Origin of the sequence: Streptomyces coeruleofuscus, from assembly GCF_039532725.1 — a bacterium.
Classification (GTDB): Bacteria; Actinomycetota; Actinomycetes; order Streptomycetales; family Streptomycetaceae; genus Streptomyces; species Streptomyces coeruleofuscus.
This window is the reverse complement of the sequence record NZ_BAAASE010000001.1, coordinates 427,009-449,263: the sequence shown is the minus strand read 5'-3', so window position 1 is coordinate 449,263 and position 22,255 is coordinate 427,009. Positions and strand designations below refer to the sequence as shown.

General features: G+C 72.2%; 21 protein-coding genes. 12 read left to right on the top strand and 9 right to left on the bottom strand.

Annotated elements, in window-relative coordinates:
* Positions 1 to 491 precede the first annotated feature (491 nt).
* The 8 genes from ABFX81_RS01895 to ABFX81_RS01860 all read left to right on the top strand — a co-directional run bounded on the left by ABFX81_RS01895 (position 492) and on the right by ABFX81_RS01860 (position 8,430).
* Positions 492 to 1,163, top strand: coding sequence for a DUF6230 family protein (locus ABFX81_RS01895; RefSeq protein WP_086854822.1), 672 nt, complete (start codon positions 492 to 494; stop codon positions 1,161 to 1,163).
* Complete coding sequence (locus tag ABFX81_RS01890) at positions 1,163 to 1,621, top strand: DUF6114 domain-containing protein (RefSeq protein WP_086854821.1); 459 nt, start codon at positions 1,163 to 1,165, stop codon at positions 1,619 to 1,621. Before ABFX81_RS01895 ends, ABFX81_RS01890 begins: the two co-directional genes overlap by 1 nt.
* A gap of 124 nt (positions 1,622 to 1,745) precedes the next feature.
* Entirely contained in the window at positions 1,746 to 3,002 is a 1,257-nt protein-coding gene (locus ABFX81_RS01885; protein WP_086854820.1) for a cytochrome P450, read from the top strand.
* Positions 3,003 to 3,324: 322 nt separating this feature from the next.
* Complete coding sequence (locus ABFX81_RS01880; protein ID WP_346137531.1) at positions 3,325 to 4,335, top strand: substrate-binding domain-containing protein; 1,011 nt, start codon at positions 3,325 to 3,327, stop codon at positions 4,333 to 4,335.
* Positions 4,336 to 4,529: 194 nt separating this feature from the next.
* The gene (locus tag ABFX81_RS01875) at positions 4,530 to 7,052 is read left to right on the top strand and encodes a sensor histidine kinase (RefSeq protein WP_346137530.1); all 2,523 of its coding nucleotides are present in this window, start codon (positions 4,530 to 4,532) and stop codon (positions 7,050 to 7,052) included.
* A gap of 14 nt (positions 7,053 to 7,066) precedes the next feature.
* A complete protein-coding gene (locus ABFX81_RS01870; protein ID WP_020271575.1) occupies positions 7,067 to 7,498 on the top strand; it encodes a roadblock/LC7 domain-containing protein in 432 nt (143 codons plus the stop codon).
* A gap of 1 nt (position 7,499) precedes the next feature.
* Positions 7,500 to 7,859: a DUF742 domain-containing protein gene (locus ABFX81_RS01865; protein ID WP_086850557.1), complete on the top strand. Its 360-nt coding sequence runs from the start codon at positions 7,500 to 7,502 to the stop codon at positions 7,857 to 7,859.
* Positions 7,846 to 8,430 carry an ATP/GTP-binding protein gene (locus ABFX81_RS01860; protein WP_086850555.1) on the top strand — a complete coding sequence of 195 codons (585 nt, stop codon included), beginning with the start codon at positions 7,846 to 7,848 and terminating at the stop codon, positions 8,428 to 8,430. Before ABFX81_RS01865 ends, ABFX81_RS01860 begins: the two co-directional genes overlap by 14 nt.
* A 12-nt stretch (positions 8,431 to 8,442) precedes the next feature.
* On the opposite strand, the gene ABFX81_RS01855 is transcribed toward ABFX81_RS01860, so the two are convergent.
* From ABFX81_RS01855 to ABFX81_RS01825, 7 genes are all read right to left on the bottom strand, one after another.
* Positions 8,443 to 9,357, bottom strand: a complete 915-nt coding sequence (locus ABFX81_RS01855) for a hypothetical protein (protein ID WP_086850553.1) — start codon at positions 9,355 to 9,357, stop codon at positions 8,443 to 8,445.
* 129 nt (positions 9,358 to 9,486) lie between these two features.
* Complete coding sequence (locus ABFX81_RS01850; protein ID WP_086850567.1) at positions 9,487 to 10,443, bottom strand: ABC transporter substrate-binding protein; 957 nt, start codon at positions 10,441 to 10,443, stop codon at positions 9,487 to 9,489.
* A 94-nt stretch (positions 10,444 to 10,537) separates the two neighbouring features.
* A complete protein-coding gene (locus ABFX81_RS01845) occupies positions 10,538 to 11,203 on the bottom strand; it encodes an ABC transporter permease subunit (protein WP_086850551.1) in 666 nt (221 codons plus the stop codon).
* A complete protein-coding gene (locus ABFX81_RS01840) occupies positions 11,200 to 11,886 on the bottom strand; it encodes an ABC transporter permease (protein WP_086850565.1) in 687 nt (228 codons plus the stop codon). The genes ABFX81_RS01845 and ABFX81_RS01840 overlap by 4 nt, the downstream gene beginning before the upstream one ends.
* An 8-nt stretch (positions 11,887 to 11,894) precedes the next feature.
* Complete coding sequence (locus ABFX81_RS01835; RefSeq protein WP_346137528.1) at positions 11,895 to 13,016, bottom strand: ABC transporter ATP-binding protein; 1,122 nt, start codon at positions 13,014 to 13,016, stop codon at positions 11,895 to 11,897.
* 65 nt (positions 13,017 to 13,081) lie between these two features.
* The gene (locus ABFX81_RS01830) at positions 13,082 to 14,563 is read right to left on the bottom strand and encodes an ATP-binding protein (protein ID WP_086850549.1); all 1,482 of its coding nucleotides are present in this window, start codon (positions 14,561 to 14,563) and stop codon (positions 13,082 to 13,084) included.
* Positions 14,560 to 15,258: a response regulator transcription factor gene (locus ABFX81_RS01825; protein WP_086850548.1), complete on the bottom strand. Its 699-nt coding sequence runs from the start codon at positions 15,256 to 15,258 to the stop codon at positions 14,560 to 14,562. The genes ABFX81_RS01830 and ABFX81_RS01825 overlap by 4 nt, the downstream gene beginning before the upstream one ends.
* Before the next feature lie 152 nt (positions 15,259 to 15,410).
* Here ABFX81_RS01825 and ABFX81_RS01820 point away from each other — a divergent pair, with 152 nt between their 5' ends.
* From ABFX81_RS01820 to ABFX81_RS01805, 4 genes are all read left to right on the top strand, one after another.
* Complete coding sequence (locus ABFX81_RS01820) at positions 15,411 to 16,751, top strand: ferredoxin reductase family protein (protein ID WP_346137527.1); 1,341 nt, start codon at positions 15,411 to 15,413, stop codon at positions 16,749 to 16,751.
* Positions 16,752 to 16,764: 13 nt separating this feature from the next.
* Positions 16,765 to 17,181 (top strand): FMN-binding protein, encoded by a 417-nt coding sequence (locus ABFX81_RS01815; protein WP_086850547.1) that lies wholly within the window; start codon positions 16,765 to 16,767, stop codon positions 17,179 to 17,181.
* A gap of 4 nt (positions 17,182 to 17,185) precedes the next feature.
* The gene (locus tag ABFX81_RS01810) at positions 17,186 to 17,926 is read left to right on the top strand and encodes an FAD:protein FMN transferase (protein WP_346137526.1); all 741 of its coding nucleotides are present in this window, start codon (positions 17,186 to 17,188) and stop codon (positions 17,924 to 17,926) included.
* A 164-nt stretch (positions 17,927 to 18,090) separates the two neighbouring features.
* On the top strand, positions 18,091 to 19,089 hold the full coding sequence (locus tag ABFX81_RS01805; RefSeq protein WP_346137525.1) for a lysylphosphatidylglycerol synthase transmembrane domain-containing protein: 999 nt from the start codon (positions 18,091 to 18,093) through the stop codon (positions 19,087 to 19,089).
* 15 nt (positions 19,090 to 19,104) lie between these two features.
* Here the strand turns inward: ABFX81_RS01805 and ABFX81_RS01800 are convergent, their stop codons facing one another.
* Together ABFX81_RS01800 and ABFX81_RS01795 are read right to left on the bottom strand one after the other, a co-directional pair.
* On the bottom strand, positions 19,105 to 20,043 hold the full coding sequence (locus ABFX81_RS01800; RefSeq protein WP_086853957.1) for a Dyp-type peroxidase: 939 nt from the start codon (positions 20,041 to 20,043) through the stop codon (positions 19,105 to 19,107).
* 125 nt (positions 20,044 to 20,168) lie between these two features.
* The gene (locus ABFX81_RS01795; protein WP_086853955.1) at positions 20,169 to 22,229 is read right to left on the bottom strand and encodes a beta-galactosidase; all 2,061 of its coding nucleotides are present in this window, start codon (positions 22,227 to 22,229) and stop codon (positions 20,169 to 20,171) included.
* Between the last annotated feature and the right edge of the window lie 26 nt (positions 22,230 to 22,255).

Genomic DNA, 22,255 nt, shown 5'->3' with positions numbered 1-22,255 from the left:
GGGCCGGGCGGGGGGTGGCTGGTGGCACGGCGCTCTGGGAGGGGCCCGTGCCGGTGCCGTGGAGGAGCGGACTCGGGCGGTGGAAAGCCCGTGCGGACACGCCGGGCGGCGAGCTGCCCGTACGGGACGAGCGGTCCGGGACACGCGGACGGTGCCGCGCGGCGGATCCGGCGCCACGGATCCGTTGAGACGAGGAGAGTTGTAGACCTGGGCGTCAGCCAACGTCAAGGGTTCGCAAGGGAGTTGTGCGTTCGTTGCGACTTTCCGAAGGGTGATGACTCACACGCGGCGCACATCCCGCACTCTTTGTTCACACTTCCCTTGACCCTTCATGTAACCCCCGGTAACTTCCGAGTCGGCTACTGCGGCGTAACGAGAAAGCCCTTGCAACCGCCGGGAGTTGCGGGGAGACGTGCGTACGCGGTCGGTGTCCGCGCCAGGGCAACCTGCCACCGAAGTCCGATCCGCACCGACACGCACCTGGAGCAGACATGACCTCCTCCGCCGAGCACACCTCCGAAAGACCGGAAGGCCCCGCCACCGCCGACGTCGGTGACGTTCCCGCGCGACGCGGGCGGGTCCGGGCACGCCGGGCCGCGGTGATGGCGGTGCCGGCCGCCGTGGTCGCCGCCGGCCTCGCGGTCCTCACCGCCGAAGGGGCGCTGGGCGTGCAGTTCGCCATCTCCGGCATGCCGTTCACGGTCACCGCCACCGAGCTGAACGGCACCGGCTTCGCACAGTTCGGCGGCCTGGACGAGATGGCCGAGGGCAGCCCGAACGCGGGTGACACCGGCGGTCAGGTGCTGGTCGTCACCTCCGTGATCAAGGACGCGACGCTCACCAAGCTGTGCCAGAGCGTGGACCTGGGCGGCACGAACCTGGTCATCAGGGCGGGTGGCGGCGCGCAGAAGGTCCGGGCCAGCGATCTGACCACCGACTCCACGGAGCTCTCGGGCGACGCGGCCTTCAAGAACATCGAGATCGGCAACGACGCCAGCACGCTCGACAAGGCCGGGCCGCTGGGCCGCGGGCCGAAGGGCGTGTTCAGCCAGCAGTCGGACACCGTGCGCATCGCCAACCTGCGGCAGACCAACTACGCCACGACGGCCGGTGTGTTCAAGCTGCCCGGGCTGAAACTGGGCTTCAGCGGGTCGGGTTGCTGATGCCCGGCGGACCGCGCGGGAAGGTCCGGCCCGCCTTCCGCCGGTGGCGGGCGGGCCGTCCCTTCTGGGGCGGGCTGCTGCTCGCCCTGGGCGGGGCGGAGGTCCTGCTCACCCTGAAGGCGTCGCTGGACGTCATCCTCCACGTCGGCATGCAGGGCCTGGCCGGCTACCTGCTCCCGGCCGTGATGCTGCTGTGCGGCGTGCTGATCCTCTTCAACCCCTCGCAGCGCCTGTTCTACTCGGTCGTCGGGGTGCTGGTCTCCCTGGGGACCTGGCTGACCTCGAACCTGGGCGGCTTCTTCGTGGGCCTGCTCCTGGGCGTGGTCGGCAGCTGCCTCACCTTCGGGTGGCTGCCGGACCAGGAACCGCGCGTCAGCCGGCGGCAGCGCAGGAAGCAGGCACGGGCCGCCAAGGCGACGGCGCGGCCCCTGGAGCGGGAAGCCGGCCACGCCGCCTGAATCCGGCCAGTGATTCCCCACCCTCTGGCGCCGCCCGGCCGCGGCCACTTGGCTGGACGTGTCGCGCACCCGCCCACGAGGCGCCCGCGTGCCATGCGAACCGCCGCCAGACCAGGGAGAGTCCATGCAGTTCACACACCCGATAGTGATCGACCCGACCGGCCGCGACATCCACGGCGAGGCCGACCGGATCCGCGAGCGCGGCCCCGTCACCCCCGTCGAACTCCCCCACGGTGTCCCGGCCTGGGCGGTCAGCAGCGCCCCGCTGCTGAAGCGGCTGCTCACCGACCCACGGGTGTCGAAGGACGCGCGCCGGCACTGGCACCGCTGGCTCGACGGCGAGGTCTCACCGGACTGGCCGCTGTACACCTGGGTCTCGGTGCGGAACATGTTCACGGCCTACGGCACCGAGCACAAGCGGCTGCGCACCCTCGTCTCCAAGGCGTTCACCGCCCGCCGCACCGCCGCGCTGCGGCCCCGGATCGAGGAGATCACCGCGACGCTGCTCGACCGGGTCGCCAAGGCCGGGGCGGGTGGTGGGGCGGACGGCCACGCGGTCGATCTGCGGGAGGAGTTCTGCTATCCGCTGCCCATCCAGGTCATCGGCGAACTGCTCGGATTACCCGATGAGTTGGGCCCCGAGCTGCGGGTCGTGGTGGACGGTGTCTTCCACACCTCGGCGGACGCCGCAGAAGTCGCCGACATCTACGCCCGGTTCTACGCCGTCCTCGGTGAGCTCGTCGCCGTCAAACGGGCGGCGCCGGGCGACGACCTGACCAGCGCGCTGATCGCGGCCCGCGAGGAGGAGAGCGGCACCCGGCTCAGCGAGCAGGAGCTGCTCGACACACTGATGCTGATGATCAGCGCCGGCCACGAGACGACGGTCAACCTGCTCGACAACGCCGTCCACGCCCTGCTCACCCACCCCGACCAGCTCGCGCACGTCCGGGGTGGCCGCGCCTCCTGGGACGACGTGATCGAGGAGACCTTGCGGGCCGAGGCACCGGTGGCCAGCCTGCCGCTGCGGTACGCCGTCGAGGACCTGCCCCTCGGTGAACTGGGCGGCCCGGACGGCCAGGTGATCCGCAAGGGCGAGGCGATCCTCGCCGCGTACGCCGCCGCCGGACGCGACCCGGAGCAGCACGGCCCGGACGCCGGCGCCTTCGACGTCACCCGCGCCGTGAAGGACCACCTGGCCTTCGGATACGGCGCCCACCACTGCCTGGGCGCTCCGCTCGGCCGACTGGAGGCGCGCGTGGCCCTGCCCGCCCTCTTCGAACGGTTCCCCGGACTCACCCTCGCCGTGCCGGCGGACGAGCTGCGGCCGGTGGACTCGTTCATCTCCCACGGCCATCGGACGCTGCCGGTCCTGACGGGCTGACGGACTGCGCGGCGGGCCCGGCCGGATCACCGGAGGCCGGGTCCGCGGCGTTCTCGTCCTCTTCCGGACCGCACCGTCAGCCGGCGTCCGAACCGCACGGACGGTACGGAAAACCAGGGGGTGACCTCGGACGTTCGACCTGTCGGACAGATCATCACGATGCGGCAGCGGTAACTCACTGCATGTGGCCGCTCACTTGACGCCCGGTGGTCACACAAGGTTGGCTCCGGGCCAGCGAGAGTCATCCGGTCCGTGCTCAGGCGCGGTCCGTGTGTGCTCTCCCCCCTGCTCTTGCTCGGCCGCACAGCGAGGTCCGCCCCTCATGAACACTCCTCCCCCGCCGCACACCTCCGCGAGACTCACCCGGGTCGCGGCCCTGGTGTCCGCCGTGTGTCTGCTGGTGGCCGGCTGCTCCGTCCTCGGCGCGAGTGACGACGGGTCGGACGCTGACCCGGTGGGCGGGCCGGGCGGTGGGATGAAGGTCGCCCTGATCACGCACGGCGGCAAGGGCGACGCCTTCTGGGACCTGGTGCGCAGGGGCGCCGAGGCGGCGGCCGCCAAGGACGGCATCGACCTGACGTACGCCAGCGACTCCGACGCGGCCGCGCAGGCCGCGCTGGTTCGGGACGCGGTCGGCGACAAGGTCGACGGCATCGCGGTGACGCTGGCCAAGCCGGCGGCGATGCGGGGCCCGATCGCCCGGGCCAAGGCGGCCGGCATACCCGTCGTCGGGCTCAACTCCGGCATCGACGCCTGGCGGCCGGCGGGCCTGCTGGAGTACTTCGGCCAGGACGAGTCCGTCGCCGGCCAGGCCGTCGGCGACAAGCTGGACGAGGTCAGGGCCAAGCACGCCCTGTGCGTCGTGCACGAGCGGGGCAACGTCGCGCTGGAGGCCCGCTGCGCCGGCGTACGGAAGACGTTCGACGGCGACACCGACAACCTGTACGTGGACGGCAGCGACATGAACGCGGTGACCGCCACGATCGCGTCCCGGCTGCGGCAGGACTCCAGCATCGACGAGGTCGTCACCCTGGGCGCCCAGTACGGGCTCAGCGCGGTCGAGGCCGTCGAGCAGGCCGGCAGCAGGGCCAAGGTCGCCACGTTCGACCTCAACAAGGACCTGGTCAAGGCGGTCCGGGGCGGCGACGTGCAGTTCGCCGTGGACCAGCAGCCCTACCTCCAGGGCTACCTCGCGGTGGACGCCCTGTGGCTTTACCGGACCAACGGCAACGTCAGCGGCGGCGGGACGGCTCCGGTGCTCACCGGCCCGGCGTTCGTGACCAGGTCCAACGTGTCCGCGGTGGCACGGTTCGCCGCCGCCGGGACCCGGTGACCGGGCACGTCCTGTGACGGTGTCGCCAAAGATTCGGTCAGGCCCGGCCCGCGCGGTCACTTGTACGGATAACATCCTGCGCATCCCATGTGCCGTAACCGGCACCCCCACACCCCCGCGTTCGTCCCCCACCCCCCGCCTCCACCGATCCGCCTCCCCGTTCCTCCCTCCCCGCTGATCGCCCTAGGACGACGATGTCTCGACGGACAGGTGCCCGGCGCCGTCTCGGATCCATACGCCTCTCCCTGGTGCTTCTGGCCCTGGTGCCCAGCGTCACCCTCGCCGCCATGTGGGGCGTGACGACCATCCAGATGTTCTCGGAGGGGCTCCGGCTGCGTGACCAGACGGAGCTGAGCCGGTCGACGGGTGCCATGGGCACGGACGCGACGCTCGCCCTCCAGCGGGAACGCAGCCTGTCGGCGGCCTGGCTGGCCTCGCCGCACGGCTCCCGGGCCGCCCTCGACGCGCAGCGCGAGGAGACCGACGCGGCGGTCGCGAAGCTGGTCGGGCAGGCGGACGCGATCGAGAAGGCGCCCTCCCGCGTCTCGGACCGGCTGTACTCGGTGCTGGGCTCGGTGGGCAGCCTGGAGTACTACCGGGACCAGGTCGACGACCCGACCGACATCACCCCGCAGCAGGCGCTGGACCAGTACTCCTCGATCATCGACGACCAGATCCACGCCTTCCAGGAGCTCTCCCAGGTCGACGACGGCGACCTCACCTCGCAGGCGGGGCCGCTGGTCGGGCTGGAGCACGCGGCGGAACTGGTCTCCCGGGAGGACGCTCAGCTCACCCTGGCCTGGCCCTCCGGGCATCTGGACGACAACGCCTGGACGCAGTTCACGGAGCTGGTGAACACCCGGCGCTGGCTGGTCAAGGACCAGGTCGTGCCCCAGCTGACCGGCACGGCCAAGGCACAGACCGAGCGGATCCTGGCGAGCCCGGAGTGGCAGACGCTCCAGGCGATCGAGGACCAGGTGCTGGCGGCCCGGAACGCCGGCGCCGCCGCGGACCGGATCGCCCTGCCCGACGCCCGGAAGCGGTGGAACGCCGCCATGGACAAGCTGTCCGAGCAGTACGCGAGCCTGATCCAGCGGCAGACCACGGGCCTGCTCGAACGCAGTGCCGACAAGGCGGACGGGCTGCTGCTCAAGGCGGGGATCCTGAGCGCCGGCGGACTGCTCGCGCTGCTGGTGTGCGTCGGCATGTCCTGGCGGATCACCCGATCGCTGTCCCGGCGGCTGCGCGGCCTGCGCCGGGCCGCCGTCAGCCTCGCGCAGGAGCGGCTGCCCGACGTGGTGGCGCGGCTGGAGCGGGGCGAGACGGTCGACCCGGAGTCCGCGACGCCCCCACTGGACTACGGGCACGACGAACTCGGCCAGGTGGCCCAGGCGTTCAACACCGCCCAGCGCACGGCCGTGCACACCGCGGTCGAACTCGCCGACACCCGGCGCGGCTTCCAGAAGATCATCCTGGGCATCGCCCGGCAGAGCCAGAACCTGGTCAACCTCCAGCTCAGCAGGCTCGACACGCTGGAACGCGAGCACTCCGACCCGGACATCCTCAAGGGCCTGTACGAACTGGACTCCACGGCCAGCCAGTTGCGCCGCTACGAGGAGAACCTCGTCATCGTCAGCGGCGAGCGGCCCGGCCGCAGCTGGAGCGAGCCGGTCGCGCTGATCGACATCCTGCGCAGTGCGGTCGGCGAGGTCGCCGAGTACCAGCGGGTGGAGGTGCACACCGAGGAGGAGGTGTACCTCGCGCCGCCCGCGGTGGCCGACGTCATCCATCTGCTGGCCGAGCTCATCGACAACGCGACCGCCTACTCCCCCGCTCCGAGCGCCGTCACGGTGCGGGCCGGGATGGTCTCCAAGGGCCTGGCCGTCGAGGTCGAGGACCGCGGCCTCGGCATGTCGGAGGAGGACTACGCGTCCTTCAACGAACAGCTCGCGGTGCCCCCGCAGTTCGACGTGGTGGCGCTCGCCGACGACCTGCGGCTCGGCATGTTCGTGATCGCCCAGCTGGCCCACCGGCACGGCATCGCCGTCACCCTGCGCGCGTCGCCCTACGGCGGGACCACGGCGATCGTGCTGGTACCGCACGACATCGTGGTGCGGGAACTCCTCCAGGCCGGTGCGCCGGGCGCGCGGGACGCCGGGGACGTGGCCGGCCCGAGTGGCCTGGCCTCCTCCGTCGGTCCGAGGGGGGCGGGCGGCAGCCCGCGGACCGGTGACGCTGGGGAGGACGGGCGGAGCCCGGCGGACGACGGGCGGAGTGCTGTGGACGTACCGGCTCCGGTCGGCGGGCGGAGCCCGGTGGACGCCGAGAGCGCCGAGAAGCCCAAGGACGCCGACGAGCCGGACGGTGTCGCGGGCACCGCCGGGTCCGCGCGCGAGCCCCTGCCCCTCGCGTCGGCCCGGACCACCCCCGACGCCCGCGCGGTCGTCCCCCGCCGGGACGGTCTCGCCCCGCTTCCCCGCCGGGTGCCGCAGACCAGCCTGGTGGAGGAACTGCGCGAGGAGCCCGCGTCCGCCGGCGACGACGGCTCCCCCGACGACTTCACCGCGGAAGCGGCCGCCTCCTCCCTGGCCGGCTTCCAGCGCGGCACGCTCCGGGCCCGTGACGACGACGCCGAACCGCCGTGCGACGAGGAGGCGGCCGCACCACCCCGCCAGGCCGCCGCCCCCGTCCCCTCGACTCCGCCCGCCGACCGCTGACTAAGGACACCGCAATGACACGCCCCATCCCCGCCACGCACACCCAGCTCGACCAGCTGCTGACCGGACTCGTGGAGCGGGTCGCCGATGTGAACCAGGCCGTGGTGCTGTCCGAGGACGGCCTGGTGGTCAGCAAGTCCACCGGATTCCTGCGCGACGACGCGGAGCGGCTCGCGGCGACCGCGTCCGGGCTGATGAGCCTCAGCAAGGGCGTCAGCATGGACTTCCGGGGCGGTCCGGTGCGCCAGGCGCTCATCGAGATGGCCAACAGCTATCTGATCCTCACCTCCGCCGGCCCCGGCGCCCACCTGGTCGTGCTCACCGGGCCGGGCGCGGACGTCGGTGTGGTGGCGTATCAGATGAACATGCTGGTGAAGAAGATCGGCGAGCACCTCAGCGCGGCACCGCGGGGCATGGCCGGGCCCGTCGTCGATCCCGGCGTGTGAGGTGGGCGGAGGCGACTCGGCGGGGCGGCTCGTACGGCCGTTCACGCTGACCGGTGGCCGGACCCGGCCCAGCCGCGCCGACTTCACGCTCATCGCGACGGTGACCGCGGTCGATCCGCAGCCCGATGCGGCGGCCCGGTGCCAGCCCGAGCACACCCGGATCCTCCGGTTGTGCGCCGAGCCGATGGCCGTGGCCGAGCTGGCCGCCCGGCTCGACCTGCCGGTGAGCGTGGTCGCCATCCTGCTCTGCGACCTGCTGGAGGCGGGCCGGATCACCGTCCGTCCGCCGCGCCTCGTTTCCCGTACCGCTCCGGATTTGGACCTGCTGAAGAAAGTGAGGGACGGCCTTGGCCGGCTCTGACGTCGCCACCGACGCGTCCTCGGCACCCGACACGGTCAAGATCCTCATCGCCGGGGGCTTCGGCGTGGGCAAGACCACCATGGTCGGGTCGGTCAGTGAGATCGTCCCCCTGCGCACCGAGGAACCCCTGACCATGGCCGGTCTGGGCATCGACGACCTGGACGGTATCGAGGCGAAGCGGGCCACCACCGTGGCCCTGGACTTCGGCCGGATCACCATCAGCCGGGACCTGGTGCTGTACCTGTTCGGTACGCCGGGGCAGCAGCGGTTCTGGTTCATGTGGAACGACCTGGCCCTCGGCGCGCTCGGTGCCGTGGTCCTGGTCGACGTCCGCAGACCCGAGTCCAGCTTCGCCGCGATCGACTTCTTCGAACGCCGGGGCATCCCCTTCGTCGTCGGGGTCAACGGCTTCCACGGCGAACACCCGTATCCGCCCGAGGACATCAGGGACGCCCTGGCGGTGCCGGAGCACGTGCGGGTGCTGCTGTGCGACGCGCGGGAGAGGGAGTCGTGCCGGGACTTGCTGATCGCCCTGCTCGACCAGCTGATCGCGACGGCGGTGCAGGGCTGAGCCAGGGATGTCTCAGCTCCGGCCGGGTGTCGGCCCGGGCCACTCGGTGTACGGCACCGGGCGGCCCGTGAACGCGTCCAGGACGACGCGGTCGCCGACCGGCCGGTCCAGCTTCACCGTCACCTTCTCGCCGCGCAGGTCACTCGTGCAGGGACCGTCGTCGGTGCCGGTCACGGAGGCGGACAGCACGACGCTGCCGCGCGTCTCCAGCGCCGTCACGACGGGGCCGTCGTCGCAGGATCCGTGGTGCGCCACCACGGTGACGGACCGGCCGTCCTCCGCCACCCCCGTCAGGCCGCCGAGCGGCGCCAGCACGTCCGTGGGTACGTCCTGCCCGAGCGGCGCGACGGGCGGCGCGGGCGGCTCCGAGGGGGTGACGGCGGCCGTCTTCAGGGGAGCGGCATAGCCCTCCAGGGTGAACAGCCAGGCCGGTACGGTCGCCGGCCCGCGACCGGTGAGCACGGTCATGTCCCCCAACTCGGCCTTGGTGACGGTCAGTCGGGGACCGGGGCCGCTGTTGCTGTCCAAGGTTCGGTAAGCCTGCTCGGCCGCCACGAGGGGCCTGGTGAGCGAGCCCCCTTCCTTCCACGTCACCCGGCCGCTCTTTCCCCGGGTGGAGGGGAGCGGCGCCTTCAGGTCGAAGGTGCCGGTCGCGTACGCGCGCCGGTCGGCGTCGTCGCGGAGGCCGCCCGCGGGCAGTTGGACGACCGGTGCGACGGGGTGGTAGCCCGCGCGCCACTGCGCGGCCGCGCGGGAGCCGTCCCAGGCTTCCGCGACCCGATGGGCGCGGTCCTTGGAGCGCGGGGACGGGGCCGGATCGGTGCGGCCGGCTTCCGCCGTGCCGCACCCCGCGGCGGCACCGGCTCCGGCGGCGGACAGGACGAGGACGAGGAGCAGACGGGCGGTGCGGGTCATGTCGGTACGCATGACTCTCCCAGGGGTTCGCGGTGACCGGGGATGGTTCCGTCCCTGTGACGCCCCACCCCCGGCCCGCGTTCGATCCACTGGGGATCCGCCCGAACCGTTACCGCATCGTGCCGGGCAGCCGGCTCGGACTCAGACCAGGCCCGCCGACTTCAGCCACGCCTTGGCCACGTCCAGCGGGTCCTTCTTCTGGAGCTGCACCTGTGCGTCCAGGTCGAGCAGCGTCTTCGTGTCGAGCTTGGCCGAGACCGCGTCGAGCGCCTCGGCGCCCTCCTTGGACAGCTCGCCCTTGCGGACCAGCGGCTGCACGTTCTGGAAGCCGAAGAGGTTCTCCGGGTCCTTCAGGACGACGAACTTGTCCCGGGCGATGGTCGGGTCGGTGGTGAAGAGGTCCGCGGCCTGCACGGTGTTCTTCTTCAGCGCCGTCTGGGTCAGCGGCCCGCCCGCGTCGAGGGACTTGAAGGACTTGAACTCCAGCCCGTACACCGACTTCAGGCCCACCAGGCCCTGGTGCCGGGTCTGGAACTCCGGGGAGCCGCCGAACACTATGTCCTTGGCGACGTCCTTGAGCTCCCCGATGGAGGAGTCGGAGGTGAGCTCGTACCTCTTCGCGGTCTCCGCGTTGAGGGTCACGGAGTCCTTGTTCTGCGCGGCCGACGGCTTCAGCAGCTCCAGCTTGGAGTCGAGCTTGCCGTTGATCGCGGTCGTGGTCTCCTCGACCGTCTTCGGCTTGGCCTTGGCGTCGAGGTACGCCAGCAGGGAGCCGTTGTACTCCGGCAGCAGGGTGATGGCGCCGTTCTTCATCAGGCCGTACGTCGTCTCACGGCTGCCGATGTTGGGCTTGTAGGTGACCTTGATGCCCTTGGCCTTGAGGGCCTCGCCGTAGATGTCGGCGAGCAGGATGCTCTCGGCGAAGTTGTTGGAGCCGACCACGACGGTGCCGCTCTCCGCTCCGCCGCCCTTGAGCGGGTCGTCGGAGGTGCCGCCGGAGGAACAGCCTCCGAGAAGAGCCGCCGCCGCGGCGAGCGCGACCGCTGCCGCGCCGGGGTGCCTCGTGATGGACCGGGTGCTGCTCTTCGCCGTAGTAATCACCCACTGATCCAAGCCAGCCGCTGATCGGTCAGTCAAGAGCAGCCTGGTTACAATCAGTGTCGATCTGCGGCAGATTGCGGCACTCCGTCTCTCATCTCCTGCGCACTCCGGGCGACACCGCGACCCGCGCGACCGCCCAGAACAGCGCGAGCGTGACCAGCGCCAGGACGGCGACCAGCGTCGCGCCGCCCACCACCTTCTCGTAGTTGCGCTGGTAGAGACCGTCGACGATGTACCGTCCGAGGCCGCCCAGGCTGACGTACGCGGCGATGGTCGCCGTCGACACGATCTGGATGGCCGCCGAGCGCAGGCCGCTCAGGATCAGCGGCAGGGCGACCGGCAGTTCCACCTGCAAGAGGATGCGGGACTCCTGCATGCCCATGCCCCGGGCGGCGTCCACCGGTGAGGGGTCGACGGAGCGCATCGCCTCATAGGTGGTGACGAGGATCGGCGGGACGGCGAGGACGACCAGCGGGATCATCACGGGCAGCATCCCGAACCCCAGCAGGGTCGTCATCAGCACCAGCAGGCCGAAGCTGGGCAGGGCCCGCCCGGCGGTGGCGACCAGGGACAGGGCGTTCCCGCCGCGCCCGTAGTGACCGGTGACCAGGCCGACCGGCAGTCCGATCGCGGCGGCGAGGGCGAGCGCCTCCAGGGTGTACTGCACGTGTTCCCCGAGGCGGGCCGGGATGCCGTCGTAGCCGTGCCAGTGGGCGCTGTCGCTGAAGAAGGCGTTGACGAAGTCGAGTACGTTCACCGGGCTGCGTCCTTGAGGGCGGGCGCCTGCTTGCGGCCGGCCGTGCCGCTGGGCATCCACGGCGTCAGCAGCACGCGCACGAGGACCAGCAGGGCGTCGACGAGAATCGCCAGGAGGGCCGTGGTGATCACGGAGTTCCAGGTCAGTTCGGGCCGGTTGTAGATCTGCGCGTCGTGCAGCAGGTTGCCGAGCGCGCCCTGGTTGCCGATCAGCATGCCGACGCTGACGAGGGAGATGCTCGACACGGTCGCCACCCGCAGACCCGCGATGATCGCCGGGACCGCGATCGGCAACTGCACCTGGAAGTACCGCCGTACGGGACCGAAGCCCATGGCGGTGGCCGCGGACAGGGTCTCCGGGGGCACCGAGCGCACCCCGTCGACGATCGCCGGGACGAGCACCACCAGGCTGTACACGGCCAGCGGGATCATCACGGTGAGTTCGGTCTGCCCCGTGTAGTTGATGAGGACGACGAAGAACGCCAGCGACGGGACGGCGTACAGCACGGTCGTGACGCCGAGGACGGGCGGGTAGAGCCAGCGGAAGCGCACGCAGAGCTGGGCGATCGGCAGCGCCAGGAGCAGTCCGGCCACGACCGGCAGCAGAGCTTCCCTCAGGTGCAGTCCGACCAGTCCGATCCAGCTGTGCTGGAGGTCGCTCGGCATGTCGAAGAAGTCGTGCAGGTAGTCGCTCATCCGGCGACCTTCTCGTCGTCGCGCCCCGCGGCGTGGGCGCTGCGGATCGCCTCGCCGATGGTCTGCTGCGAGACCACGCCGGTCACCCGCCCGCCGGTGTCCACCGCGACGGCCCAGCCGGCCGGCGACAGCACCGCGCAGTCGAGGGCGTCCCGCAACGAGTCGGTGCCGGGCACGAACGGCCGCCCGTAGGAGAGCAGTCGCTCCGGCCGGATGTCCCCCGCCACCAGGTCCCGCGGCTCGCTCCAGCCGAGCGGCCGGCCGTCGGCGTCGGTCACCAGGAGGTAGGGCGCGTCGGGGGCGGCGATCTGCTCGGCGGTGGCGTCGAGCGGTATCACCGGGTCGCTCGTCAACTCCAGCCGCGCGGAGGGGAAGAACGACAGGCGCCGGATGCCGCGGTCACCGCCGAGGAAGTCCTCGACGAAGGCGTCGGCGGGGCGGGACAGCAGCTCGGCCGGGGGCGCGTACTGGGCGAGGTGACCGCCGGTGCGCATCACGGCGACCATCGTGCCGAGCTTGATCGCCTCGTCGATGTCATGGGTGACGAAGACGATGGTCTTGCCCAACTCGTCCTGGATGCGCAGCAGTTCGTCCTGGAGTCCCTTGCGCACCACCGGGTCGACCGCCGAGAACGGCTCGTCCATGAGCAGCACCGGCGGGTCGGCGGCGAGCGCCCGGGCCACGCCGACGCGCTGCTGCTGGCCGCCGGAGAGCTGGTACGGGTACCGCTTGGCGAGCGCGGCGTCGAGCCCCACCCGCTCCATCAGCTCCGCGGCCCGCGCCCGGGCCTTCTGCTTGCCCCAGCCGAGCATGCGGGGCACGGTCGCGATGTTGTCGACGATCGTGCGGTGCTGGAAGAGGCCGGCGTTCTGGATGACGTAACCCATGGACCGGCGCAGGGTGGTGACGGGCTGCCGCAGGATGTCCTCGCCGTCGAGGAGGATGGTTCCCTCGCTCGGTTCGACCATCCGGTTGATCATCCGCAGGGTGGTCGTCTTGCCGCAGCCCGACGGTCCGACGAGGACGGTGATCGAGCGGTCGGGTATCTCCAGCGACAGCCGGTCGACCGCCACCGTGCCGTCCGGGTACCGCTTGGTGACTGAATCGATCCGTATCAAGACGCCGGGCCCTTCGGGTTGGCGGAAACTTTGGCCATGGTCGTACGGGCTGTTGCCGGTCGAGTCTAGACGGCGGTCGTTTCCGGCCCCGGGGCGGCCGGGAGCGCCGCCCCGTTCAACGGCAGGCGCACGGTGAACACCGTCGCCCCCGGTTCGCTGTCCAGCTCGATGCGGCCGCCGTGGGCCCGGACCAGGGAGTGGGCGACCGCCAGGCCGAGGCCGCTGCCCCCGCGGTCGCGGCTGCGGGCCTTGTCGACGCGGTAGAAGCGGTCGAAGACGCGCTCCTGGTCCTCGGGCGGGATGCCGGGGCCCGCGTCGGCGATCCGGACCACGGCGGTGTGGGAGGCGACGGTGACGTCCACGGACACCGGGGTTCCGGGCGGGGTGTGCACGGCCGCGTTGGCGAGGAGGTTGTCCAGGACCTGCCGGACGCGCTGCGGGTCCAGGCGCACCTTGAGCGCCCCCGGGCCGGCGGTCACCGTCAGCGGGTGGTCCGGCCGGCTGGCCCGGAAGGCGTCGGCGGCCTGCTGGACCAGCCCCGCCAGGTCGGCGTCCTCACACCGCAGCGGCGCCTCCACCTCCGCCGCGTCCAGCCGGGCGAGCAGCAGCAGGTCGTCCAGGAGGATTCCCATCCGGGCGGCCTCGGCGCGCAGCCGGGCCAGGTGCCGGTCGCGTTCCTCGGGGGCGTTGGCGGCGGCGTACTGGAACAGGTCGGCGTAGCCGCGTACCGACATCAGCGGGGTGCGCAGCTCGTGCGAGGCGTCCGCGACGAACCGGCGCAGCCGCTGCTCGGCCTCCGCGCGCACGGCCAGGGAGTCGTCGATGTGCTCCAGCATCGTGTTGAAGGCGGTGCGCAGCTCGTCCACCTCCGGGCCGCCGTCCCGGCCGTCGGCGCGCAGCGGCAGCCGGGCCGCCGACTCGGTCAGGTCGTGCGAGGCGATGCCGTGCGCGGTGGACGCCATGTCGCTGAGCGGCTTCAGCCCGCGGCGCAGCATGCGGCGGCCGAAGACCACCAGGGCGAGCAGCGCGAGCGCGAAGGTGACGACCTGGATGGTGATCAGCTGCCCGACCGTGTCCTCGATGTCCTCCATGGGCGCGGCGCTCACCAGGATCACCCCGGGTTCGACCTCGCAGGCGCGCAGCCGGTAGGTGCCCGCGCCCCTGAGGTGCTCGGTGCGCAGCAGCTCCGTGTGCGCGGCGCTCTGCGCCGAGGCCAGGGCGGTGAAGTCGTCGACGTCCTCGGGCAGGTCGGCGGGGTCCTCGGGCCTGCGGAGCTCGGGCGTGCCGTCCGAGACGTCGTACACGGCGTAGAACCAGCTGTAGTACTTCTTGCCCGAGAGCGTGCCGTAGTCCGCGATGCTCTTGGACTGGGCGATCTGGGCCTGCGCCAGCTGGGTGTCGAGCTGGGCCGACAGGTAGTCGCGCATGTAGGTGGTGAGGGCCGTGCCGACGACGGCGAAGACGACCAGCGACAGGGCGCCGAGGCCGAGGGCCAGCCGGGTGCCCAGGCGCATCCCGCGGTAGGCCCGCCGCAGCCGGGCGATCACTCGGAGGCCTGTCGCAGGACGTACCCGAATCCCCGCACGGTGTGGATCAGCGGCGCACCGCCGTCGTCCGTCTCGTCGAGCTTGCGGCGCAGCCTGCTGATGACCAGCTCGACGACGTTGGAGCGGCCGCCGAAGCCGTACTCCCACACGTGGTCGAGGATCTGCGCCTTGGTGAGGACGGTGGGCGACTTGCGCATCAGGTAGCGCAGCACCTCGTACTCGGTCGGGGTCAGCGACAGCAGTTTCTCGCCGCGCCGCACCTCGCGGGTGTCCTCGTCCATGGTCAGGTCGCCGACCTGGAGCACGGACCGCTGGAAGGCGGGGCCGGCGCTGCGCCGCAGCACGGTGCGCAGCCGGGCCATCAACTCCTCCACGGCGAACGGCTTGACCAGGTAGTCGTCACCGCCCCGGGTCAGGCCCGCGACCCGGTCGGCAACGCCGTCGCGCGCGGTGAGGAACACCACCGGCACCATCGTGCCCGAGGCGCGCAGCCGGTCCAGGACGCCGAAGCCGTCGACGCCGGGCAGCATCAGGTCGAGCACCACGATGTCCGGGTGGAACTCGGCGGCCCGCTTCAGTGCGTCCTCGCCGGAGTACGCCGTGACCGCTTCCCAGCCCTCGTAGCGGGCGACGGTCGCGACGAGGTCGGCGATGGGCGGGTCGTCGTCGACGACGAGGAGTCGTACTTTTTCCACCCGCTCATAGTGCTTCACCCGTCCCGTGCCGCCATAGCCGCCCGGGCCTTCGCCGCCGGATCGATAAACACTTGAAAGTCGGGCGACAGTATTCCGACAGCTCCCCCGCGACAAGCTCGGTGTCCCAGGATCCGATCAAGGAGCTGCCGATCGTGACGACCCTCCAAGAACCCCCCGCGGCGACCCGGCCGGGCGTGCGCCCGAGAGTGGTGGGCCGCTCCGGCCTGTACGCGTTGCTGCTCGCCAACGCGGTCGTGGTGACCGTCTTCTTCGTCCAGGCCGGTTTCGCCTCGAACACGCTGATCGTGCTGGGGCGGCTGGCGGGGCTGTACGGGGCGCTGCTCATGGCGTTCCAGCTGCTGCTGGTGGCGCGGCTGCCGTGGTTCGACCGGCGGATCGGCATGGACCGGCTGACGTCCTGGCACCGCTGGACGGGCTTCTCGGTGCTGTGGCTGCTGCTGGCGCACGCCGTGTTCATCGTCTTCGGCTACGCCCGGTCCTCGTCGCTGGACCCGGTCAACCAGCTGGTGGATCTCGCGGAGACCGTCGAGGGTGTGCTGCGCGCGATCGCCGCCCTGGTGATCATCATCGTGGTCGGCGCGGTCTCGGCCCGCTACGCCCGGCGCCGGCTGGCGTACGAGACCTGGCACTTCATCCACCTGTACACGTACGTCGCGGTGGTGCTGGCGTTCACGCACCAGGTCGCGGCGGGTACGTCGTTCACCTCGTCGTCCGTGGCGCGGACGTACTGGTACGGCGTGTGGGGCGTGGCCCTCGCCTCGGTGTTCCTCGGCCGCCTGGTGCTGCCGCTGTGGCGCAATCTCCGCCACCAGCTGCGTGTGACGGCCGTGGTCCCGGAGAACGACGACGTGGTCTCGGTCTACATCACGGGCCGCGACCTGGACCGGCTGCCCGCCCGGGCGGGACAGTTCTTCCTGTGGCGGTTCCTGACGAAGGACCGCTGGTGGCAGGCCAACCCGTTCTCGCTGTCCGCCGCGCCGGACGGTCGTACCCTGCGCCTGACCGCCAAGCGGGCGGGCGACGGCAGCGCGGCCCTGCGGCACCTGAAGGTCGGCACGCGGGTCTTCGCCGAGGGCCCCTACGGCGCCTTCACCACCCTGCACCGCACCCGCCCGGACGCCCTGCTCATCGCCGGCGGCGTCGGTGTCACCCCGATCCGGGCCCTGCTGGAGGAACTGCACGGCCACGCGGTCGTGATCTACCGGGTCGCCACCGACCAGGACGCCGTCCTCTACGACGAGCTGCGCGCACTCGCGCTCGCCAAGGGCGCCGAGCTGCACCTGGTCACCGGGCCGGCCGTGCCCGACCGGCTGGCGCCGCGGGAACTGGCGCGTCTGGTCCCGGACATCACCGGCCGGGACGTGTACCTGTGCGGCCCGCCGCCGATGATGAACGCGGTGCTCGGCAGCCTGCGCGAGCTGGGCGTGCCCAGGACGCAGACCCACTTCGAGCGCTTCAGCCTGGCCGGATGACGAGGAGAGATTCGTGAAGCGAGCCATACCCGTCCTCGTCCTGAGTGTCGCGGGCCTGATCCCGCTCTGGCGGTACGCGCCGTCGCCCGACACCGGGCCGGCGTCGTCGTCCGCCGCCGGGGCCGCCGCGCCCGCGTCGACACCCTCGGTCTCCTCGTCGGGCGGCACGACGACCACGGTCGTGTCCGGCTCGGCCATCGACACCGAGAAGGGGCCGGTGCAGGTCGAGGTCACGTTCGACGGCGACGAGATCGCCTCGGTGCGGATGCTCCAGCAGCCGAACCATCCGCAGACCACGGCCGCCGTGCCGAAGCTGATCGAGGAGACGCTCCAGGCGCAGAGCGCCGACATCGACACGGTGTCCGGTGCCACGATCACCAGCGACGGCTACAAGGAGTCGCTCCAGGCCGCCATCGACGCGAGGGGCTGACGGCATGCGGCGCGTGGAGCACGTCATGGGGTTCCCGGTGTCGGTACGGATCGACGACGAAAACTTCCCCGAGGCGCCGGTGGACGGCCTCTTCGCCTGGCTGCACGAGGTCGACGCGCGGTTCAGTCCGTTCCGGCCGGACAGCGAGGTGTCACGGCTGGACCGAGGCGAGGTGCGCGACCCCGGCCCGGAGCTCCGCGAGGTCCTGGACCTGTGCGAGGAATACCGGATCGCGACCGGCGGCGCCTTCGACGTCCGGCCGCCCGGCCGCGGCCTCGACCCGTGCGCCGTGGTGAAGGGCTGGTCGGTGCAGAAGGGGGCGGAGCTGCTGTGGGCGGCCGGCGCGCGGCGCTTCTGCCTCAACGCGGGCGGCGACGTGATCGCCTCCGGCGGCCCCTGGCGCGTCGGTGTACGCCACCCCGAAAACGCCGACCGGCTCTGTACGGTCCTGGACCTCACGGACCGGGCCGTCGCGACCTCCGCCCGCTACGAACGCGGCGACCACATCCTCGACGCCCGCACGGGCCGCCCGGCGACGGGCCTGGTCAGCATGACCGTCGTGGCCCCGACCCTGACCGAGGCGGACACGGTCGCGACGGCGGCGTTCGCCCTGGGGGCCGAGGGCGTCGAGTGGGCGGCGGCCCGTGAGCACTGCGAGGTGTTCGCGGTGGACGCGGACAGGCGCGTGCTGCGGAGTCCGGGGTTTCCGGTGGCGGGGGCGGGGGCGGGGTCCGTCGCGGCGTAGACACATTCGCTCATGGAACCGGCCGTGTCGCTCTCCCGCCCTTCTCGCTTCCGCTGCCTGACACCCCCGCGTCACACCGGCCGGGCACGTTTCCGGCGTCCCCCTGACTCGCCCTGCATCGTCCGCCCCGTCCCCGGGTGTGACGCGGAAGGACGACGTACGCCGTGTCCCAGCCCCGGCTCGAAACGCTCCCCGCCCCGCTCCCCGCCACACCCCGCCGCCCCTCCCTCACCGCACGGCTCGTGCGGCCGGTCCTGGCCCTGCTGCCGCTGTTGCTGGTCGGGGGGTGGGCCCTGGCCGACCGGCGGGCGGTGTACGAGGGGGCTGCCCGGCTGGCCTCGGCCGACCCCGGGTGGCTGCTCGTCGCGTTCGTCTGCACCTGCCTGACGTGGGTGGCCGCCGCCTGTGTCCGGCAGGGCGCCCTGCCGGAGCGGCTGCCGCCCGGGCTGCTGGTGGCCTCGCAGTTCGCCGCCGGTGCCGCGAACCAGGTGCTGCCGGCGGGCATCGGCGCGCACGCCGTCACCCTGCGCTTCCTTCAGCGCCGCGGCATCCCCCTGCCCCGGGCCACCGCCTCACTCGCCCTGTACTCCCTGGTCAAACCGGTCGCCAAGACGGTGGTGCTGCTCGCGTTCCTGGTGGCGTTCCCGGACGTCCTGCGTCTCGGCGCGCTCGTCCCGGACGACCGCACGCTGCTCCTCGCGGCGGGCGGCGCGCTGCTCGCGCTCGCCGCGACCGCCGTGACGCTGGCGACCGTAGGGGCACTGCGCCGCCCGGTCCTCGGCTTCCTGCGCACGGCGCTGACCGACGCCCGCGAGCTGCACACCCGGCCCCGCCGTGTGCTCGCCCTGTGGGGCGGGGCGGCCGCCACCCCGCTGCTCCAGGGCAGTGTGATCGCCACGGTCGGTTTCTCGCTCGGGCTGCCGCTGTCCTGGGCGCAGGTGGTCCTCGCGCTGCTGGTGGCGGGCACCGCGGTCGGGGCCGTGCCCGCGCCGGGCGGCATCGGCCCCGTGGACGCCGCACTCGTCTTCACCATGGCCGCGTTCGGCGCCCCGGTGGCCACCGCCACGGCCACCGTCATCGGCTACCGCGTCCTGACCGTGTGGCTCCCTCTCCTGCCGGGAGCCCTCGTCCTGTCGGCCCTTCTGCACCGCAAGGTGCTCTGACGGCAGCCGGGGTGGTCAGCTCTCCGGCAAGGCCTCCAGGAAGCCCGTCGGCGGCACGAAGAAGAGGCTGCCGGTGACGGCCCGCGAGTAGTCCAGCAGCGGGTCCGGGCCCGAGCCCGGACCGCCGAGGAACATCTTGCGCAGCATCGTCTCGGGGATTCCGGGCGTGCGCGCGTAGGCCACGAAGTACGTGCCGAACTCCCCGTGGCCGGGCCTGCCGAAGGGCATCGCCGCCCGCAGTATCTTCTGCTCCGAGCCGTCCGGGCCCAGGACGGTGTTGACGTCCTTGTGCGAGCCGGGCGCGTCGAGTTCGAGGTTGGTGAGCTTGCTCCGGCCTATCACCTTCTCCTGCGCCTCGACGGCGAGGGCCTCCCAGGCGTCCACGTCGTGCAGGTACTTCTGCACGAGCGCGTAACTGCCGCCGCGGAAACCGGGATCCTCCGCGCCGACCAGCGCCGCGTCGGCCGCCGCCGGGCCGACGGGGTTCTCGGTGCCGTCGACGAAGCCGAGGAGGTTGCGCGAGTCGAAGTACGAGAACGCCTGTGTCTCGTCCCGCACGGTGATCGTGCCGCGCAGCCGCCGCACCAGCTCGGCGGCCAGCGCGAAGCACAGGTCGGTGCGGGCGGCCTTGATGTGGAAGAACAGGTCGCCGGGGGTGGCCGGGGCGTGGTGCCGGGGCCCCGCCAGCTCGCGGAACGGGTGCAGTTCGGCGGGCCGCGGCCCGCCGAACAGCCGGCCCCAGGCCCGGGATCCGACCCCGGCGACGCAGCCGAGGCCGCCGTCGGGGCTGGGGAAGCCGACGGACCGTACCAGGCCCGCGAGGGAGCCCAGCACCTCGCGTACGACGGCTTCCCCGCCGGAGTCGATCGTGGCGACCAGGAACACCGCGACCGACGCCGGCGGATTCAGCACCGGCTGCGACAGCGTCTCTCCCGGGGGCAGCGGTGACGTCATGGCTTCCCATCCCTTCGCCGGCCGAACGGCCCGCCCGCTCCCCCTCCGGGGCGGCGCGGCCCACGCCCCTGACACGATGCCCAGCGAACGGGCGGCCGGAACTTTCCGGCTGGAAGCGACGGTTGCTAGATCTGCTCCTCCAGCAGGACCTTCACGTCCCACGGCCCGAGCGGCACCGCGTCGCCGTACACGGTCTCCGACAGCACGTCCCGCAGGGCGGTGGGTACCGGCACGGACACCTCCTCCCACGACCAGTTGTGCAGGAAACGCACGCGGCGGCCGTCCCGGGCGGTCGCCGAGGTGGCCGTGACGCTCGGGTGCGCGGGGCGCCAGACGCCCTCGGGGGCGTACCGGTCGAACAGGGCCCGGGCGAAGACGGGGTCGGGGACGGTACCGACGTAGGTGACGCGCCCGGCGCCGTGGCGGCGTGTGGTGACCGCGGGCCAGCGTCCGAAGTGCGGATGCGTGTACGCCGCGAGCGTCTCGGCGCCCTGTGGCCGCAGCCCGTCCGCCCAGTGCAGGGCGTGTGCGTCGGCCGGGAGGGGGAGGGAGTCCGTGCCGGTGACGGGCAGCGGCTCGCCCAGGTTGCCGAACTCGTCGTACGTCACCCCGGCCGCCTCGGCCAGCCGGCCCGGCTGGAGGTCGGTGCGGGCCCTGGCCTCGGTGTCGGCGTAGCCGGTGCGGGGGCCGAGCACGAGATGGCCGCCGGCCTCGGCGTAGGCGCGGAGCCGGTCCAGGACGGAGTCGTCGGCGGCGTAGTAGGCCGGGACGACCAGGAGGGGAGGCAGCTCGGCGTCCGGGAGCTGCCCGGGGTGCAGGACGCGGGCCTGGAGACCGGCGTCGAAGGCACCGCGGTAGAAGGCGTCGAAGATCCTCTCGTACGACCGCCCGTCCGGGCCTCCGTCGGGGGCGGCGAGCGGCGGCTGGCCCTGGAGCGCCCACTTGCTGGGCCCGTCGTAGAGGAAGGCGACGTCGGCGTCCGGGGTGAGGGACGCGACGAGATCACCGGCCCTCTCCAACTCCCCTCCCAGAGCCGCCAGTTCGCGGTAGACGCGGCCGGGGCGCCCGTTGTGCGGGAGGATGCCGCCCCAGTAGGTCTCGGTGCCGAAGTGCAGGGTGTGCCAGTGCCAGTACTCGATCATCGAGGCACCGCGGGAGATCAGCGCCCAGGCCGCCTGCCGCCACTGGCCGTCGTAGGCGGGGCGGTTGTCCCACGGCCCGCCGATGGCCTGCGCGTTGGTCTCGGTGACCAGGAACGGCTCCTGGCGTGAGGAGTACATGCGGTCGGCGCTGCGGTACAGCGCCCAGGTGCCGTTGGTCGTCCAGTCCTGCCCGGCGGCGCCCCTGTCGGGCAGGGTGAGGGCGTCCTGCATCGTGTAGTACGGGTTGCCCGCGGTGACGTCGAGGCGGTCGGTGAGCCGGTCGTCCTCGACGCCCTGGCGGTCGTAGGAGATGCAGGTTGTGACGAACTGGCCGGGCCGGGCGTACTCGCGGACGATGTCGGCCTGCCAGGCGATGAACTCGGTGGTGAGCCGGGCCTGGAAGCGCCGCCACGCCAGGTCGTACTGCGGCTGGGCGTTGCCGTCCGGGGTCCACAGGTCGGCCCAGGTGGACAGCCGGTGCGACCAGTAGACCAGGCCCCACTCGCGGTTGAGGGTCTCCACGTCGCCGTACTGCTCGCGCAGTTCGTCGGTGAAGCGCTGGAAGACGCCGTGGTTGTGGAAGAGGTGCAGGCCCGGTTCGTTGTCGACCTGGTAGCCGATGACCGCCGGGTGGCCCGCGTACCGTTCGGTGATCCTGCGGATGATCCGCTCGGCGTGGAAGCGGAACGCGGGGTGGGTGAAGTCGACCTCCTGCCGGGCGCCCCAGCCGATGCGCTCGCCGGTGCGGGTCTCTCCCGTGATCTCCGGGTACTGCCGGGCCAGCCAGGGCGGTACCGCGTACGTGGGCGTCCCGAGGATGACCGAGATGCCCCGCTCGTGGGCACCGTCCAGGACGGGCTGGAGCCAGTCGAGGTCGAAGCGGCCGTTCTCCGGTTCCCAGGTGGACCAGACGGACTCGCCGACCCGGATCACCGAGAAGCGGGCCTCGGCCATCAGGTCGAGGTCGTCCTTGAGACGTTCGTACGGCTGGTACTCGTGGTAGTAGGCGGCACCGAACAGGACGCGCCGGGGCAGCTCGAACATGCTTCTCCTCAGGTGAGTTGATGGTG